This is a genomic window from Aldersonia kunmingensis (assembly GCF_001646865.1).
Classification (GTDB): Bacteria; Actinomycetota; Actinomycetes; order Mycobacteriales; family Mycobacteriaceae; genus Aldersonia; species Aldersonia kunmingensis.
This window is the reverse complement of the sequence record NZ_LRRB01000324.1, coordinates 1-17,148: the sequence shown is the minus strand read 5'-3', so window position 1 is coordinate 17,148 and position 17,148 is coordinate 1. Positions and strand designations below refer to the sequence as shown.

The 17,148-nt window shown below is 66.0% G+C and carries 16 protein-coding genes; 7 read left to right on the top strand and 9 right to left on the bottom strand.

The window, feature by feature from the left end:
* Positions 1–32 precede the first annotated feature (32 nt).
* A complete protein-coding gene (locus tag A8G08_RS25785) occupies positions 33–536 on the bottom strand; it encodes a methylated-DNA--[protein]-cysteine S-methyltransferase (protein WP_068280763.1) in 504 nt (167 codons plus the stop codon).
* Entirely contained in the window at positions 533–2,020 is a 1,488-nt protein-coding gene (locus tag A8G08_RS25780; RefSeq protein WP_068280761.1) for an AlkA N-terminal domain-containing protein, read from the bottom strand. The genes A8G08_RS25785 and A8G08_RS25780 overlap by 4 nt, the downstream gene beginning before the upstream one ends.
* 127 nt (positions 2,021–2,147) lie before the next feature.
* Between A8G08_RS25780 and A8G08_RS25775 the strand changes: the two genes are divergently transcribed.
* Positions 2,148–3,230, top strand: a complete 1,083-nt coding sequence (locus A8G08_RS25775; protein ID WP_068280760.1) for a hypothetical protein — start codon at positions 2,148–2,150, stop codon at positions 3,228–3,230.
* On the opposite strand, the gene A8G08_RS25770 is transcribed toward A8G08_RS25775, so the two are convergent.
* Positions 3,217–4,038 (bottom strand): helix-turn-helix domain-containing protein, encoded by an 822-nt coding sequence (locus A8G08_RS25770; protein ID WP_068280759.1) that lies wholly within the window; start codon positions 4,036–4,038, stop codon positions 3,217–3,219. The two genes, A8G08_RS25775 and A8G08_RS25770, sit on opposite strands and share 14 nt — an antisense overlap.
* A 118-nt stretch (positions 4,039–4,156) precedes the next feature.
* Between A8G08_RS25770 and A8G08_RS25765 the strand changes: the two genes are divergently transcribed.
* Genes A8G08_RS25765 through A8G08_RS25755 form a run of 3 tightly spaced genes read left to right on the top strand, consistent with a single transcriptional unit; the run spans position 4,157 to position 6,443 of the window.
* On the top strand, positions 4,157–5,209 hold the full coding sequence (locus A8G08_RS25765; protein ID WP_068280753.1) for a zinc-binding dehydrogenase: 1,053 nt from the start codon (positions 4,157–4,159) through the stop codon (positions 5,207–5,209).
* Positions 5,206–5,619, top strand: a complete 414-nt coding sequence (locus A8G08_RS25760; RefSeq protein ID WP_068280752.1) for a nuclear transport factor 2 family protein — start codon at positions 5,206–5,208, stop codon at positions 5,617–5,619. Before A8G08_RS25765 ends, A8G08_RS25760 begins: the two co-directional genes overlap by 4 nt.
* Entirely contained in the window at positions 5,616–6,443 is an 828-nt protein-coding gene (locus A8G08_RS25755; RefSeq protein WP_068280750.1) for an SDR family NAD(P)-dependent oxidoreductase, read from the top strand. Before A8G08_RS25760 ends, A8G08_RS25755 begins: the two co-directional genes overlap by 4 nt.
* A gap of 6 nt (positions 6,444–6,449) precedes the next feature.
* On the opposite strand, the gene A8G08_RS25750 is transcribed toward A8G08_RS25755, so the two are convergent.
* Genes A8G08_RS25750 through A8G08_RS25735 form a run of 4 tightly spaced genes read right to left on the bottom strand, consistent with a single transcriptional unit; the run spans position 6,450 to position 8,866 of the window.
* A complete protein-coding gene (locus A8G08_RS25750) occupies positions 6,450–6,749 on the bottom strand; it encodes a cytochrome C oxidase subunit IV family protein (RefSeq protein ID WP_068280743.1) in 300 nt (99 codons plus the stop codon).
* 2 nt (positions 6,750–6,751) lie between these two features.
* Complete coding sequence (locus A8G08_RS25745) at positions 6,752–7,363, bottom strand: cytochrome c oxidase subunit 3 (protein WP_068280741.1); 612 nt, start codon at positions 7,361–7,363, stop codon at positions 6,752–6,754.
* Positions 7,364–7,373: 10 nt separating this feature from the next.
* Complete coding sequence (locus A8G08_RS25740) at positions 7,374–8,123, bottom strand: hypothetical protein (protein ID WP_068280735.1); 750 nt, start codon at positions 8,121–8,123, stop codon at positions 7,374–7,376.
* Entirely contained in the window at positions 8,120–8,866 is a 747-nt protein-coding gene (locus tag A8G08_RS25735; protein ID WP_068280732.1) for a hypothetical protein, read from the bottom strand. Before A8G08_RS25735 ends, A8G08_RS25740 begins: the two co-directional genes overlap by 4 nt.
* 299 nt (positions 8,867–9,165) lie before the next feature.
* Here A8G08_RS25735 and A8G08_RS25730 point away from each other — a divergent pair, with 299 nt between their 5' ends.
* Entirely contained in the window at positions 9,166–9,723 is a 558-nt protein-coding gene (locus A8G08_RS25730) for a TetR family transcriptional regulator (protein ID WP_068280729.1), read from the top strand.
* On the opposite strand, the gene A8G08_RS25725 is transcribed toward A8G08_RS25730, so the two are convergent.
* Positions 9,716–12,904: an acetyl-CoA carboxylase family protein gene (locus A8G08_RS25725; RefSeq protein WP_068280724.1), complete on the bottom strand. Its 3,189-nt coding sequence runs from the start codon at positions 12,902–12,904 to the stop codon at positions 9,716–9,718. The genes A8G08_RS25730 and A8G08_RS25725 overlap by 8 nt on opposite strands.
* Before the next feature lie 30 nt (positions 12,905–12,934).
* The gene (locus A8G08_RS25720) at positions 12,935–13,708 is read right to left on the bottom strand and encodes a class I SAM-dependent methyltransferase (protein WP_068280870.1); all 774 of its coding nucleotides are present in this window, start codon (positions 13,706–13,708) and stop codon (positions 12,935–12,937) included.
* Positions 13,709–13,760: 52 nt separating this feature from the next.
* Here A8G08_RS25720 and ychF point away from each other — a divergent pair, with 52 nt between their 5' ends.
* Positions 13,761–14,840: a redox-regulated ATPase YchF gene (ychF, locus tag A8G08_RS25715; RefSeq protein ID WP_068280723.1), complete on the top strand. Its 1,080-nt coding sequence runs from the start codon at positions 13,761–13,763 to the stop codon at positions 14,838–14,840.
* Between the two features lie 1,135 nt (positions 14,841–15,975).
* On the top strand, positions 15,976–17,148 hold a 1,173-nt coding region (locus A8G08_RS25710), incomplete at its 3' end, for an Ig-like domain-containing protein (protein WP_245673005.1).

The following is a 17,148-nucleotide window of genomic DNA, read 5'->3' as shown; positions in this document are numbered from 1 at the left end:
GGGGCTGCTGGCGGGGACTCGCGATCAGCGTCTCATTCTTCGTGTCGTTCGTGCGCGATCAACCACCGCTTCACGTCCGTGCCCCAACGAAATCCACCCATACCGCCGTCCGTTCGGACGACACGATGACACGGCACGAAGAGCGCCGCGGCGTTTCGGGCGCATGCGGATGCCGCGGCGCGGGTCGCTGCGGGCCTGCCGGAGAGCTCGGCAAAGCCCTGGTAGGTCACCGTGGTGCCGGACGGCACCTTGCGCAGCACTCGCCACGCGTGTTCAAGGAATTCGCCGGATCGCTGGGCCACGGGTATCGCGTCGACCGCGGTGACGTCGCCCCGGTGGTACGCCTCGATCGCTCGGGTGGCTTCGCCGAGCTCGGCGCGGACGGCGGAATCCGCGGGTCGCAGCGTCGGGTGAATCAGCCCGCGCAGCGCCTCCGGATCGGCGGTCCACCCCGAGGCGAGGACCACGCCGTCGGCGTCGACCATTGCGGTGAATGGTCCCGCAGGGGTTTCCAGCGTCGCGTGCATGACGTTCATGGTGCCAACCTCCTCGCTGAGCGGCGCGTCAACGCGGTGCGCCACAGGTGCATGGATACGTAGGAGCGCCAGGGCGCCCAGTGTGCGGAGTCGTGAAGTGAGATGCCGAGTTGTTCGGCGCCCTGCCGGACGACGAGGTCCGTGCCGAGCAGTACGTCGGGATCCGCGAGGATCCGCATCGTGACGTAGTCCGCGGTCCACGGCCCGACATGGTCCAGCGCGAGCAGGTCGGCGCGCAGTTCGGCGGCCTCCCGCCCGGCGTGCAATGCGAGGCTGCCGTCCGCGAGCGCGCCGGCCGCGGAGACGATCGAACCGATTCGCCGGGCCGGGCCGGTGAGCACGGTTGCGCCGTGCTCGGCGATCGACTCGGCGGTGGGGAACAGGTGCGTGACACCCGGGGCGTCGGAGGTGACGGGTTCGCCGAGGGCGGCGACCAGGCGGGTGGTGTGCGTCGCGGCCGCGGCCACCGAGACCTGTTGGCCCATCATGGTGCGGATCAGTAGTTCGGTGCTGTCGAGGTTTCCCGGTACCCGGATGCCGGGCGTGTCCGCAACGGCTGGGGCGAGCAGTTCGTCGCGCATCAGTGCGTCGTCGACAGCCCGCGGATCCGCATCGAGATCGAGCAGGTGGCGCAGCTTCGCGACCGCGGGGGCAAGGTCCCGCATATCGGCAAGAGCGATCTGAGCCCGGACATGCTTGGGCTCCAAAGTGATTCGAACTACCGCGTGGCGGTTGGGCAGGCGCATGGCGCGCACGTACCCGTCGCCCGACCACGCCTCGAGACCTCCGGCGGCATGCGAGCGGAGGAACCACTCGAGCCACGACCGGTCGAGTGGTTCGCGGAACGGCAGCGACAGCGTGATCGTCCCCGCAGCAACAGCCGCATCGGCGGACGTGCGCTTGGCCGCCTCCTCTCGCAGCCGGGTGGGCGTCACCGCAAAGACCTCGCGAACGGTGTCGTTGAACTGCCGGATGCTGCTGAAACCCGCCGCGAACGCGATATCGGAGAGCGGCATATCGGTGCGCTGGATGAGCAGGCGTGCGGTCTGCGCGCGGTGCGAGCGGGCAAGGGCAAGTGGGCCGGCCCCGAGTTCCTCCGTCAGCGTGCGGGTGAGTTGTCGCGACGAATAGCCGAGCGCGGCTGCCAGTCCGGCCACGCCGACACGGTCGACCGTGCCGTCCGCGATCAGACGCATCGCGCGCGCCGACAGGTCGGAGCGGACGTTCCACTCCGGTGAGCCGGGCGCGGCATCGGGCAGGCAGCGGCGGCAGGCGCGGTACCCCGCGCGTTGTGCGGCCGCGGCGGTCGGCAGGAAGGAGACATTGCCTGGTTTCGGGGTGATCGCCGGGCACGACGGGCGGCAGTAGATGCCTGTGGTGCGCACGGCGGTGACGAATTGTCCGTCGAACCGTGCGTCACGCGCGGACGCCGCGCGATAGCACCGCTCGAAGTCGAGCGCCGCGGTGCGGATGGTTGCGGTCATGCCTCCACTGTGCCGATGCACATCCATCGAGGCTAGCGGAAATCGGACATGGCGAATCGGACACGACCGACCCCGAATTGGTGTACAGCGGATGTGCGGCAAGTCGACGCCGATTGGAGGCAGGGCGATGACCGAACAAGCTGTACGACGCTGGCCTCTCACCCGCGTGTCCGGGGGGTCGGGGCTGGCGGAGGCATTCCTCCTGATCACCGTCGCAACCATCCTTGGCACCCGGGCGTACCTCGAACTCAGCGGCTATCCGCAGGTCGGTGGCAGAAGTCTGCACATCGCGCACGCGCTGTACGGCGGTGCGGCAATGGTGGTCGCGTTGCTGATCTGCTGGCTGCTGCTGGGAGCGGGGGTTCGGGTGGCCGCCGTCATCGTGGGCGGCGTCGGATTCGGGTTGTTCCTCGATGAGGTCGGCAAGTTCGTCACGAAGGACAACGACTACTTTTACGGACCGTCGGCCGAGATCATGTACATCTCGGTGTTCATCTTGCTCATTGCCTCGCGCATCACGCGCGACATCCGGCCGCTCAGCGCGAACGAGTGCCTCGCGTCGGCGGCGTCGATCGCCGCGGATGGGGTCGCGCGGGGGATCGCACCCCATCGCCGAGTCGAGGCGCGGCATCTGATCGACCGTGCACTCGCCGGCGGCGCCGACGCCGAAAAGGCCGCGCATGTACGGGCACTCGTCGACGCGGCCCCTACCGCGCCTGCGAGGTTGCGTGCGGTGCAGGTGCGGGCCCAGCGGCTGATCCCGGACTTCTTCCGCAGCCCGCGCTGGATACCGGTGGTCGGTTGGCTGACGGTGGTCACGTCGTTCCTGTCGTTCGCGCTCGGCGTGACCGGCATTTCGATGGGCGGCGTCTACTACGACGATGACAACGTCAAGCTCGAACTCGAGGGCGCCTCCATCTCATCGGTGATCCTGCTCGTCAGCGCGACGATCACCTTTGCGCTCTCGCTGCCGGCGATGATCGCTCGAACGCGCACTACGAAGGTGTGGCCGTTGCAGTGGTTGCGCTATGCCGCACTGGTTTTCACGTTCCTGAACGCGCTCGTCGATTTTGCCGTCGAAGGATTCGGCGCGGTGACCTACATGGCGATCGGGTTGTTCACACTCGCGATCGTCACCTATCACCTGAACCTCGCGATGAGAGCCCAATCGGTCCTGCCCGCCCCGGAAGCGGTCGCTACCGGTCGCTGATTCCGGCCGTCGCCCGGACGAGTTGGCTGCCGACCTCGTCGACCTCGGCCGAGGTGAGCGCCCGCAGCGGGTGGACAGCAACGATCAGTGCGACGCGATGATCGCGGAACACCGGCGCCGCGATGGTGGCGACCGACTGCGCGTCCCGCGCGGGATCGTCGTTGCCGAGCAGGCCGATGGTGGTGAATTCCACGAGGAGTTGATCGGTGATCTCGCGGACGTGATCGGGCAAACCCTCGTTGGGCAGTGTGCTCATCAGATGCGCGGCCTGCACCAATGCCGGTGTCGTCCAGTCCACTTCGTAGCCCCGCTCGCGGGTACGCGTGAGGATCTCGTCGAGCCGGCGGACGAGTTCCGGGCTATCGGCGGGGGCGCGATCGATCCATGCGCGGCGTCCAGCGGGGGAGTCCCAGGCCGCGAAGGCGACTCCGAAGGGGGGCGCGAAGCGGATGCGCTCACCGGGCGCTCCGGCAGGGGCAGGGCCACCGCCCTCGAATGCGGTGATCACGAGGGAATCATCGACCCGCTCCACGACCGAGGCCGCGTAACCGGTGTCTGCCGACAGTTGCGCGGCGACGGCCTGTGCGGAGTGTGCCAGTGGGCGAGCCGTGCTCATGCGGGCGGCGACGACAGCCATTGCCGGTCCGAGCGAATACGACTTGTCCAACGGATCGCGGGTGATCCAGCCGCGGTCGGACAGCGTGGCGAGGATCGCGTGCGCGGTGCCCTGTGTCAGGTCGAGGCGGCGCGCGATATCGGAGAAGCGAAGTGAATCGCCCCGGGCGACCAACTCGAGCACGTCGAGCACGCGTTTTGTGGGTGCCGATGTGGGAATCGTTGACTCCTCTCGCTGCTGCCGCTTACAGTCCGTTCGAAATATCGAGAGAGTATCTCGAATATTAGAGATCACCTAATCGGAGGTCCGAATGCGTGCGGTTGTGCTGCGTGAGGGAAAGCTCGAGGTCCGCGACACCGCGGACCCGGTGCCGGGCGAGGGTGAACTCCTCCTGCGGACGCTGAGCACGGCGATCTGCGCCTCGGATGTGCACTTCATGGACCATCCCGAAATGGGTGTCGATGATCCAACCGGTCGATCGCTCTATGACGCCGATCGCGACATCGTGCTCGGCCACGAATTCGTCGGTGAGGTCATCGGGCACGGACCGGGCACGACCGACAACTTCCCGGTCGGCACTCGGGTGACCTCGATCCCCATCCGGCTCGTCAACGGCGGTGCCGACGGAGCCCGGATCATCGGTCAGCATCCCGACGCACAGGGCAGCTTCGGTGAATTGGTCGTGGTCGCCGAAGGGATTGCCCGACGGGTCGAGAGCGATGTCGCAAGCGATGCGGTCGCACTGGTCGATGCCTTTGCGGTCGGCGAATTCTATGTTCGCTCAGCCGCTCTCGCGCCCGGCGAGATCCCGATCGTGATTGGCGCCGGCGCGATCGGCCTGTCCGCGGTAGCGGCGCTCGCGGCCCGGGGCATCGACCCGATCGTCGTGTCCGACTTCAATCCCGAGCGACGCGAACTGGCGCGCGACTGCTTCGGCGCGCATGTCGTCGTCGACCCCGCGCAAGAATCGCCGTTCGATGTCTGGCGGGAACTCCGCGCCGAACGAAATCTGTGGGGTCCGGCGGTGGTGTTCGAGTGCGTCGGCGCTTCCGGGCTGATCCAGAAACTCGTCGAGTCCGCGGACATGGCCACCCGAATCTATTGCGCCGGAGGCTGGTACACCGGTGACACCCTGGACATCACCACCGCGACGCGGCAGGGTGTGACGATTCAGTTCGGTGGCGGCCCGATGCCACAGGACTGGTACGGCACGCTCGACGCGATCGCCGCAGGTCGGCTCGACCCGACGCCGAGTATCGGCAGGGTGATCGATCTCGACGATGTCCCCGCCGCAATCGACTTCGCCCGCCGCGGCGAGGGACCACCCCGAATCATCGTTCATCCCAATGGAGCTGCATCATGACCGAGCGAGAAGACCGCCAGGACATCAACGATCTGCTGTTGCGCTACGCCACCGGTATCGATCGGCGGGACTGGCCGCTGTTCCGGACCGTGTTCACCGAGGACTGCGTGCTGGACTACGGCGACATCGGAAAGTGGAACGGCGTCGGCGCGGTCACCGAATTCATGGAGGCAGTACATGCGCCGGCCGGTCACACCATGCACCGGATGAGCAATCACGTCGTCACCGTCGACGGTGACCGAGCACAGGCACGGACCTACGTAGACGCCTTCGTCATGTCTGCCGACAATGCATCGGGCGTGAATGCGGTCGGCTTCTACGACGACGACCTCCTCCGCACCGGCGACGGCTGGCGCATCGCGAACCGGGTGTTCACCTCGGTGCGCGTTGTGGTGGTGTCGAACCCGTGACTAGCACAACGGAATTCGCGCGCAAGTACGGTCCGTGGGCGCTCGTCGCCGGTGCGTCCGACGGTGTCGGCGCGACGTTTGCCGAGTCACTCGCGGCGCGTGGTGTCGACGTCGTGCTGATTGCGCGTCGCGCCGAGGTGCTGAACGACGTCGCGTCCGGCATCGCCGAGCGACATGGTGTGGGGACTCGCGTGCTGGCACTGGATCTCGCACAGCCACAGGCCGCGGCGCAGATCCTCGAGGGCGTGGCCGATCTCGAGATCGGGATGCTCGTGTACTGCGCGGGGGCCGACCCGAATTTCGCGCCGTTCCTGTCCAATTCGATCGAGACCGCTGAATCGATGGTGCAGCGCAACTGCGTCGTACCAATGCAGCTGTGCCACCAGCTTGCACAGCCGATGGTGGCGCGCGGCCGGGGCGGCATCGTGATCTTCGGGTCGGGCGCCGGACTGGCCGGTGGGCCGAACATGGTGGCCTACGGCGCCTCGAAGGCCTTCGACATGGTGTTCGCCGAATCGCTGTGGGCCGAATTGCACGGCGAGGGCGTGGATGTGCTCGGGGTGATCCTTGGCAAGACGAACACCCCGGCGCTACGCCGACTCGAACACAGCCGTGGCCAACTCTCCAGTGAAGACGCGGTTCCCGAAGGCGCGGCCGCCGTCGAGGACGTGGTTGCCGAGGCAATCGAGAACCTCGGCAACGGTCCGACGTTGATGGCCGGCGAACAAATGCGTGCCGCCGCAGGGTTCCTGGGGTCTCTGAGCCGCAACGAGGCGGTGGCGCTCATCTCCGCGGCATCGGCTGGCGCGATGGGTGCCTCGTAATCGCGGCTAGCTGAGGTAGATCCCGAGAATCGCGACGACCAGCACCGTCAGCCAAGCGTCGGTGGCTCGTATGAGCCACCGGGGTGCCGCGCGCACTTCCATGAAGTACTGGATGATCACGCGCGATTTGATCGCGGCCAGAACGACGACCACGAAGGTGATGGCCGTGCTGGGCTGCACTGGACCTGCGACATGCGCCGGTGCGAGCCAACCCGACCCGATCGTGATCGCGACCAGTGCCAGCCAGGCCCAGGTGATGCTCCGCTGCGAAATGGGGCGGGGCGAGGCGTTCGCTTGGTTCGTCATGGCTACCTCATCACATACAGAAGAGCGAAGATGATCACCCAGAGCAGATCGACCATGTGCCAATAGACCGCGCCTGATTCGATGACCGACACCCGTCGCCGCGACGGGTTTCGCAGCTCGCGCACGAGGACGCCGAGCACGATCAGGCCGATCAGCACATGCACCAGGTGAACACCGGTGATCACGTAGTAGAACGAGTAGAAGACCTCGGAATTGGTCTGCCCGGCATTGATTTTCGTGTACCACTCGTAGCCCTTGACCGCCATGAACAGCAGGCCGAGGAGTCCGCCGGCGTAGAGGAGCCGCACAGCGTGTTCATGCCGGTCCGATCGCGCCGCGAACGCGGCGCGGGCCACGAACCATGAACTCGTCAGCAGGACAACCGTATTGAGCACACCGAGGTTGATGACGAGATGTTGCTGCGCTTCCAGGAACTCGTCCGGATACATGTTCCGGTAGATCATGTAGATGATGAAGTAGCCGCCGAAGATGATCAGGTCGCCGAGGACCATCACCCACATGTTTCCGTCGCCGGGAAGGTGTGCGCGGGGAGCTGCCTCCGGCTCGTCCGACGGCGTCGGTGCCGGAACGGGCAGAGCGTCTGATTGCGTCATTTCGATTGCCTCAGTCCAGTGCCGGTTCGTCGACAGGTTCGTTCGCGGCCGCCTGCCGGAGTATGAAGATCAGCGCACACAGCCAGACGGAGAACACCACCACCGCCCACCAGAAGGCGATCGAACCGTTCCAGGCGAACGGGCCGGATTCGAACACGAACATCTGGGTGGCGATGACCTCGGTGATGACCTGCCAGATCGTCACGTAGGCGAACCATTTCGGAAAGATGTCGTTCTTGTCGTAGAGGATGGCGACCGCGAGCACGAAGTACGCGGCGGTGAAACAGCCGAGTGATCCGTTGTAGGACAGCAGGCCTAGGTCGTAGAGCAGTCCGACCAGTTCGGGCTCTCGATCGGCGCGGAACGTCGCTGTCAGGAAGCACACCGCGACGAGCAGAAAGCCGGGCAGTGCGCCGACGGCCATCCCGCCGATGTAGCCGTAGGCAAAAACCGATCCCACCGACATGCGCTTCATGTGATACGCGACGAGTCCGTTTGTCATCGCGGCGCCGCCGAGCAGGATCAGCAGGAGGCAGAAACCGATCTGGATGGTCAGCCCGTGGGCGGTGAAGAACTCGACCTTCTCGGCATCGCTCACATCCGGCCGCGGCGGCGGTGTCACCCTCGCCAATAGGCAGATGATGACCCCGAAGACGCCGTACCAGGCCGGAAAGAACCACGTCATCAACCTGACGTCCGGCTTGCCGCCCGGCGGCTGCACCGGCGCTTCGGCGCTCCGGTCGGGTGTGAAGGTGCTCAACTGGCCACCACGCCTTCGTCGACCGCCTGCCGAATGATCGTGCGGCGCAGTACGAAGAACATGACGATGATGAACAGGACAAACGCGCCGTTGCGTACCCAGAACGACAGGAAGCCATCCCACGCAAGCGGGCCGGTCTGCACGACGGCCGCGCCCGCGGCGGGAACCATCGCGACGGCGGTGGTCAACGAGTAGTAGCCGACCCACCGCGGGAACACCGGATCCGGGCCGTTGTCGAAATAGACGGCCACGGCGATGAGCAGGAACTGGCTCACCACCATGCCGATCGGCGCAATCAGCACGATCCACGCCAGATCGTTGAGCAGCATGACGAGTTCGGGCCTGCGGTCCGGGCGGAACGCCGCTACCAGGAACAAGATGTTCGACAACGCGAAAATCGTTGCACCACTGACCAATGCGGTCAGGTAGCAGTAGGCGAAGATGTGGCTCTGGCTCTTCATGCGCTTCATCTGCACGCAGATCACCATGAAGAACGGCAGCACCATGATCCCGCACAGGTTGAAGGTCACCTGGCTGAACCGCATCCACGCGGTGTGGTCGGCGTAGAACGCTGCCACTTGGTCCGCCGACATCGTCGGTGACATGGGTGGCCAGAAACCCGGAAACGCCAGCGTTGCCACGAGGAGCACGGCGCCCACCGCGGGGCCGGTCCACAAGCTCACCCATTGGGCTTTGATGTTGCCCGCCTTGGGCAGGTCCTGGACCTCTTCCAAGATCTGCACTCCACACCTCCAAGAATTGACTTCAGTCAGGTTGCTATGGACGTGGGGCGCTGAGTCATAGCCTGCCTACTAGCCATGACGGACCGATGAGTTGTGTCCTCGGCCTGCACCCTTGCTCGACTCGCACGATATCGCTCGATCCGTCGGATGGGAAGAAGAAAACTGAGTCGAGTCAGTAATCTGGCGTAGGATGGGGCCCGGCGTCCGGCGCGGTGCCGGCAAATAAGAGGACGGACGGGCAACTGAAGGCGACGACACCCGAGCGGCGCACCAAAGGGACTCAGACGCGTGAGCGCCTAATGGGTGCAGCGATCGCAGAATTCAAGCGCAACGGCTTGGCTGGAGCCGACACCGCGGCAATCGTCGCGGCCGCGGGAGTCGCGCACGGGACCTTCTTCTTTCACTTTCCGACGAAGGAACATGTTCTGCTCGAGCTCGAGCGGCGCGAGCAAGAACGTATGGCGGTCGAGTTGACGCGGTTCTTCGCCCGCCCGCATGACGTCCGGGCGACGTTGACCGAGGCTGTGCGGGTTCTGGAGAAGCTGGAGCGGCGCCTCGGCCGCAAACTATTCAAAGACTTTCTGGCCCTGCACTTTTCCACCACGAGGCCGCCGTCGGAGGAATGGGCCAACTACCCGGTGATTGTCGCAGTTGTCGAGGAATTGCAGAGCGCCAAGGAACGCGGCGAGATCCCTGCCGACGTCGACGTCATGCACAACGGAGTGTCATTCCTCGTCGGCCTGTACGCACTGCTGATCACGATCCCGGAGGACAAGGCAATGCGCGCGCCGATGATCGCCGAATACCTCACGACTTACATGTACGGGCTACGCGTGATCTCGCCGGGCGCTACCTAGGCGTCGTCAGTCTGGCGATCCAGGTGCGGGTGTCGGCCGGATCGATAACGTCGTCGAGTTCGAAGTTCGTCGCCGCGTTGAGTGCCTTGCCGTGGTGGTAGGCCTGTTCGACGAGGCTGTCGAACAGTCGGTCCCGTTCGGCGGGGTCGGCGACAGCGGCGAGTTCCTTGCGGAACCCGAGCCGGACCGCTCCCTCGAGGCCCATCGGCCCGAGCTCTCCGGTGGGCCAGGCGATGGTGAAATCGGGGGCGCGCAGTGACCCGGCGGCCATGGCCATCGCGCCGAGTCCGTAGGCCTTGCGCAGGATGACCATGCCGAACGGCACCGTGGCGCGTGCGCCGGTGACGAACAGCCGGCCGAACCGGCGTACCGCCGCCGTCCGCTCGGTGTCCGGGCCGACCATGAAACCCGGTGTGTCGCACAGCGACACGATGGGTAGCCGGAATGCCTCGCACAGTGCGACGAAATCGGTCATCTTGTCGGCGCCCTCGGCATCGATCGCACCGCCGAGGTGGTGGCTGCTGTTGGCGACGAGACCGATCGGCGCGCCCTCCACACGGACGAGCGCGGTGACGATGCCGACCCCGTAGTCGGCGCGCAGTTCGAGGACCGAGCCGACGTCCGCGATCGCCTCGATGGCACGACGAATGTCGTAGGCGCGCAGGCGGTTCTCAGGAATGGCATGGCGTGCCAGCCGGGGATCGGGCGCCTGCCAATCCGCAACCGAGCCCTGGAAATACGACAGGTACTGCTTGGCGACCGCGACCGCGTGTGCCTCGTCATCGGCCACGACATGCACGACACCGTTGTTGCGCTGCACGTCGATCGGGCCGATCTCCTCGGGCCGGTACTCGCCGAGCCCGCCACCGGAAATCATTGCCGGACCGCCCATTCCGATATTGGCGTCGCGGGTGGCGATCAGCACGTCGCATACGCCGGCCAGCGCGGCGTTGCCGGCGAAGCAGCGACCCGAGACAACAGCGACCGTGGGGACCAGACCCTGCAGCGCGGCCATGGCCCGGAAGGTCGGCACGTCGAGCGACGCGCCCGGCGGGATATCGGTGTCACCGGGCCGCCCGCCGCCGCCCTCGGGGAAGAACACCAACGGGAGTCGTTTGCGGGCCGCCAGTTCGAGCATGCGATCGGTCTTCGCATGGTTGCGTGCGCCCTGCGTCCCAGCCAGCACCGAGTAGTCGTAGGACAGCACGGCGACCTGTGCTTTGTCGCGGCCGAATTCGTCTGCGCCGACCGTCGCGATACCGCAGACCATGCCGTCGCCGGGGGTATTGGCGATCAGGTCTTCCTCGCTGCGGCGGGCACGCTGAGCGGCGATGGCCAGCGCGCCGTACTCGACAAGGCTGCCCTCGTCCACCAGATCCGCGATGTTCTCGCGGGCGGTACGCCTGCCGCGCGCGTGCACCTGCCCGACCGCGTCGGGTCGGGCGGCATCGAGCGTGACCTCGTGCCGTCGGTGTATCTCGCCGAGATCGGGCCGCACGTCGTCCAGATCCGATTGCACCGCATCGATTTCGGTGTCACCAGTGGTAGCGGTGAACAGCGCCAATGGAGCGCCCGGCCGAACGGTATGGCCCGGGGTGACGAGGATGCGAAGCACTCGCGCGCCGGTTCCGGCGGTGAGCACATGCTGCATTTTCATGGCCTCGAGCACGACGATGGGTTCGTGCGCGGCCAGTTCCGCGCCCTCATCCGCGACCTCGAAAACTGTCCCCGCCATCGGGGCACGCAGCGCGAATTCACCTGGCCGGAGATCGATCTCGGTTGCCGAGATCGCGGCCGGCATCGCGACCTCGGACACGAAGTCCTTGCCGCGGCGGTCGAGGTAGCCGGTGTCGACAGCGCCGGCGCGGAACTCGTCGTCGCGAAGGATCGCCCGCAGGAACTCGAGATTGGTTGGCACACCATCGATCACAAACTCCGCGAGCGCGGTGTCTGCCTTGCGTGCGGCGGCGGCGAGTGAATCGCTCGCGGTGTGCACGATGACCTTGGCGAGCAGCGAATCGAACCGCGGGCTCGGTGACAGGCCCGGTCGGCCGAAGGTGTCCACCCGCACGCCCGGACCACTGGGCGGTGTGAAGGCGTGCAGCGTGCCGGTTGTCGCGATAACGGATCCGTCCGCCGACATCGTCTCCATATTGACCCTCGCCTGGATCGCGGTGCCGCGGGCTTCGTATCCGGCGAGGGCGATGCCGTCGAGCGGTTCGCCCATGGCGATGCGCAGGCCGACCGCGACCAGGTCCAGGCCGGTGACTGCCTCTGTGACGGTGTGTTCGACCTGCAGCCGCGGGTTCACCTCGAGGAACGTGAAACCGGTTTCGGATGCGGCGCTCGCGCCGGTACCGGAGACCAGGAACTCCACGGTGGCCAGACCGCGGTAGTTCGTGCTGGCACACACGGCAATCGCGGCGTCGTGCAGTGCGCGCCGCAGGGTCTCGTCGAGTTGTGGTGCGGGCGCGATCTCGATGACCTTCTGATTGCGGCGCTGCACGCTGCAGTCGCGGTCGCCCAGGGCCACAACGGTGCGGGCATCGGCGGCGATCTGTACCTCGATGTGGCGGGCGTGGGGGACTAGTGCCTCGGCGAATAGTTCGTCGCTGCCGAAGGCCGCGCGCGCCTCGGCCGCGCACGCCCGGATCGCTTCATCCACGGCGTCCGCGGCGCGCACCGCGCGGAGCCCGCGTCCACCGCCGCCAGCGAGTGCCTTGACCATGATTCCGTCGGGGTGGTCGGCGAAGAACGCGCGAATCGCATCGGCGCTACTCGGGCCATCGGTGGCCGCCAGCACTGGCACCTCGGCGGCGATAGCGGCGCGGCGGGACGCAGACTTGTCGCCGAACAGTTCGAGGTGCTCGGGATCGGGTCCGACGAAGGTCGCGCCGGCGTCGCGGACCGCGCGGGCGAAGGCTGCGTTCTCGCTGAGGAAGCCGTAGCCGGGGTGCACCAGATCGGCCCCACTGCGCTTGACCGCGTCGACGACTGCGGCGATGTTCAGATAGGCCGAAGCACCCGTGCCCGGCAGTGCGATCGCCTCGGTCGCGGCGCGCACGTGCGGGCTGTCCAGATCGTCTTCACTGTGCACGGCGACGGTGTCGAGATCGAGATCATGAGCGGTGCGGATGATCCGCAGCGCGATCTCGCCGCGGTTGGCAATGAGTAGGCGCACGTGCTCAGCGTAGGGGGAGACGGCGATGCCCTAGGCACGTTGCAGCGACGCCCGCAACTGCATGAACCCGAACCGACCCGGATGGCCGATGACCTTCTCGTATTCGTCCACGACGGCCCCGATGAAATCGTCCACGTCCTGCTGTGGAATCCGCGCGGTCCAGTCCGAGAAGCCGACCCGGCACCAGCGCTCGAAAGCCTCGCGCGAACCGAAATCCCAGCTGCGGTCGATCACCTTCTTCTCGACGACCCGCAGTCCGGCGGTGTCGACGATCGCGTCGAACATATCCGGATTCGGGTGCTCGAACGGCGCTTCGAATCCATTGAACGCCGTCGACCAGCGCGGATCCTCGGCGACGATCATGCCGACCTGCTCGACAGTGCGGCGGTCTCCGGAGCACACGAACACCACGAGGGCCCGGCCACCCGGTCGCAACGCTGCAGCGATACGGCCGAACGCCGCCGGCTGGTCGTGCACCCAGTGCAGCGCGTTGAACGAGACGACCACATCGAACTGGGCGTCGAAGGTCATCGTCGTGACGTCGCCCGTCTCGAACCGTAGCCCCTGGTCCGGAGGCGCGGAGCGTGCCCGCGCGGCGGTGATCATCCGCGGGCTTGGGTCGATTCCGAGGATCGAACCCTCCGGCAGCAGGTCCGCGATCTGGGCGGTCACATAGCCGTCGCCGCAGCCGACGTCGAGCACCTGTTCGTTCCCGTTGAGGCTCACGAGCGATAGCGACTCGGCCGCCATCGCGCGCTGAAGTTCGCTGATATCGCCGTACGCCGTGCCGTCCCAATCCGCCATAACGACCATCGTGGTGGGTGGAGGATTCGCGTGCCCGTAGAATCCGAATACCGTGAGCCTTACCCTCGGGATCGTCGGCCTGCCCAACGTCGGCAAGTCCACCCTTTTCAACGCCCTGACCAACAACGACGTGCTCGCCGCGAACTATCCGTTCGCGACGATCGAGCCCAACGTCGGCCTGGTGGAGCTGCCGGATCCACGGCTGGAGGAGCTGGCCAAAATTTTCGGTTCCGAGCGGATCCTCCCTGCGACGGTGTCGTTCGTCGACATCGCCGGCATCGTCAAGGGTGCCTCGGAGGGCGCGGGCTTGGGCAACAAGTTCCTCGCGAACATCCGCGAGGCCGACGCGATCTGCCAGGTGGTCCGGGTGTTCTCCGACGACGACGTTGTGCACGTTGACGGCCGCGTCGACCCGGCGTCGGACATCGAGATCATCGAGACCGAGCTGGTCATCGCCGATATGCAGACTCTCGAGAAGGCGCTGCCGCGGCTCGAGAAGGAAGCGAAGAAGAACAAGGAACTCAAGCCCCAGCACGAGGAAGCCGTCAAGGCTCAGGTTTTCCTCGAAGCGGGTACGACCCTGTTCAGCGTGAAGGACCAGCTGGATTTCGGGCTGCTGCGTGAGCTGCACCTGCTGACGACCAAACCGTTCCTTTATGTGTTCAACGCAGACGAGGCGGTGTTGACCGATGAGGCGAAGGTCGCGGAGCTGCGGGCCTCCGTCGCTCCCGCCGATTCGGTCTTCCTCGATGCCAAGGTCGAGCAGGAACTGCTCGAGCTGGACGAGGAGGACCGGCAGGAGATGCTCGACTCGATCGGGCAGACCGAGCCGGGTCTGCACGCCCTCGCCCGCACCGGGTTCCACACCCTCGGCCTGCAGACCTACCTGACGGCCGGACCGAAGGAAGCACGCGCTTGGACCATCCATAAGGGTGACACCGCACCCAAGGCGGCCGGCGTCATCCACACCGACTTCGAGCGCGGCTTTATCAAGGCCGAGGTCGTTTCCTACGCCGACCTCGTCGCGGCGGGGTCGATGAATGCGGCCAAGGCCGCCGGCAAGGTCCGGATGGAGGGCAAGGAGTACGTCATGCAGGACGGCGACGTGGTGGAGTTCAGGTTTAACGTTTAGGGCGCGGCGTATGTCGCGGGTCGCAATCTTCTAGCGTCAGTTCGAAGAATGCGACTGCTGAGGGTTTCCAAGGTCGGTTGAGGCCGCCAACCGGGACCACGGAATATGTAGCCGACGCTGTCCGATAGTTTCGTCGCGTTTTGGCGTCGTGCCACATCGCGACGATCTCGTGCGAGTTGATCTTCGCGACGTTGTAGGTGTGGATGTCCTTGGTGAGGCCGTACCGCACTGTCAGCGAGGGACCGCCTACTGCGCCCAAGGTGTCCGTGTGCACCACCCCTGACGCCAATGAGGAACGTCGTTCGAACGAGAAGCCATGGGTGTTGGCCGCCGGTGGGATTCGTAGACGTTGTTTCGCGACAGATTCCGGTGGAGATCCGCTTCAACTTGTGTAGGGCGGTGGCGCGTGCGCGCTTTCCTGTGGCGTTTGCCGTATCGCCACGTTAACCGGGCGTAGCCCCGCTGTGCGGACGCTTCCGCTACGGGCGGTTCCCGGCGTCGACTGCATCTCGTTGTGATGCTTAGTAATTCGGGCGGGGGTTGAGCCAGTGCCAGGCGGTGCCCGTCGATTCTTCGGTCTCGCGGAGTATTTCGTTCTTGTGCGAACGCCGGCTTGCGGCGGTACGGGCGCGGCTCGCAACCGAGCGCGCATTATACTCTACGGATAGGAAATCCGCTACCAGCCATCGGCTCCGATGAGTCCCTGGGCGCCGGTTGATGCGGCCGACGGATCCGGAACCAGTGTGCAGCGTGTCGCGATCGCGAAGTGCTATGTCGCTCGCCGACTCGTTTTCTGTAACACGTTCACCCCGTCGGAAATGGGTGTGGATACGTGTTACTGCGAGTATCGGCGCTGCGTATGGGTCGCTCGCCGATTCATTTCTGTAACACGTTCTCTCGATCGGCGAAGACCTATGTGGCACTTCGCGAATGTGAATCATTCGTCTTTAAGAAGGTCTTGTGATCCTCGTTACGATCCTGTTAAGTTTCCGGCGCGCCCCCCCGCGCCGCCGATGTTGGTCAAAAGCCCGACATCGGCGAACCCCTGACGAAAGACCCTCTCCCTATGAATCGACCAGTAATTCGACGGACGGTGGCATGCACCGGGGCCGTCGCTGTAGCCGCGGGGCTTGCCTTGACTGGCAGCCCCGCCTCCGCTGTTGTCACCGTCGTGCCGTTTACCGACTTCTGCGCGGCCACGTCGATCATCGGCAACGTGGACAAGCCGACGGCGTACTCGGTCAGTGTCGACGCGCCGGCGCAGGTCAACGCAGGGCAGACCTTCACCTACCGGGTTCAGAACCTGGCGTCGGCCTACCCGGACAAGGACTCGGGCGCCACCACGACGAACATCACGCGCCTGAAGGCCGACTACGCGATCCCGGCGAACTCCACCTTCGTCAGCGCCGCGGTCGTGCCCGGCACCAGCTTTAACTTGTCTGGCGTCGCCCCCAACGTGCTGCGCGTCAACACCGCCGGCGCCGCCGATGCGAACGGTACGATCATCCGCCTGTCCGGAAACAACGCGGTGATCGCAAACGGTGCGCAAAACAGCACCAACTCCGAGGGCGGCATCGTCGCGCCGAAGACCAAGTTGAACCTCAACGGCACCCCCAATACGGCTGGCGACAGCTGGTTCCAGCTGCCCGCCGTCGACATCACGGTCGTGGCCGGAGCCCCCGGCGTCATCCAGCCGAAGGTGCGGACCGCCGGCAATGCCGCCTTGTACAACAACAACGAGAACTGGTACACCCTGCTCGCCAAGGCCAGCCTCCTCGGCACCCAGTGGGCACCCACCCGCTGCGTCCCCTCGGACACCAAGAATGGCCCGCTGAACGCGGGCGGTGGCCCCCTGGCCACCGTCAACGTGGTCGCGGCTGACGTTGCCACCACCACGACGCTGACCGCGCCGGCGACGGCGACCACGGGCGTGTCCGTGGACCTGACCGCCAACGTCGACCCCAACCAGGCCGGCGGCACCGTCCAGTTCAAGGACGGCGCGACCGACATCGGTACCCCGGTGCCGGTGACCGCGGGTGTGGCGACTCTGCCGCACACGTTCACCACGTCGGGTGCGCACAGCATCACCGCGGTGTACAGCGGCGGTACCGGGTTCATCACCTCGACCTCGGCGGCGAGTGTGGTCAACGTGACCGACGCTGACGTGGCCACCACCACGACGCTGGCCGCGCCGGCGACCGCGAACACGGGCGTGTCGGTGGACCTGACCGCGAACGTGGCTCCGGCTGAGGCCGGTGGCACCGTGCAGTTCAAGGACGGCGACACCGATCTGGGTGCCCCCGTTGCG

Coding starts and splice junctions, on each gene's coding strand:
- A8G08_RS25765 (WP_068280753.1), top strand. CDS start 4,157: ATGCGTGCGGTTGTGCTGCGTGAGGGAAAGCTCGAGGTCCGCGACACC.
- A8G08_RS25745 (WP_068280741.1), bottom strand. CDS start 7,363: ATGACGCAATCAGACGCTCTGCCCGTTCCGGCACCGACGCCGTCGGAC.
- A8G08_RS25775 (WP_068280760.1), top strand. CDS start 2,148: ATGACCGAACAAGCTGTACGACGCTGGCCTCTCACCCGCGTGTCCGGG.
- A8G08_RS25760 (WP_068280752.1), top strand. CDS start 5,206: ATGACCGAGCGAGAAGACCGCCAGGACATCAACGATCTGCTGTTGCGC.
- A8G08_RS25730 (WP_068280729.1), top strand. CDS start 9,166: ATGGGTGCAGCGATCGCAGAATTCAAGCGCAACGGCTTGGCTGGAGCC.
- A8G08_RS25780 (WP_068280761.1), bottom strand. CDS start 2,020: ATGACCGCAACCATCCGCACCGCGGCGCTCGACTTCGAGCGGTGCTAT.
- A8G08_RS25720 (WP_068280870.1), bottom strand. CDS start 13,708: ATGGCGGATTGGGACGGCACGGCGTACGGCGATATCAGCGAACTTCAG.
- A8G08_RS25750 (WP_068280743.1), bottom strand. CDS start 6,749: ATGACGAACCAAGCGAACGCCTCGCCCCGCCCCATTTCGCAGCGGAGC.
- A8G08_RS25785 (WP_068280763.1), bottom strand. CDS start 536: ATGAACGTCATGCACGCGACGCTGGAAACCCCTGCGGGACCATTCACC.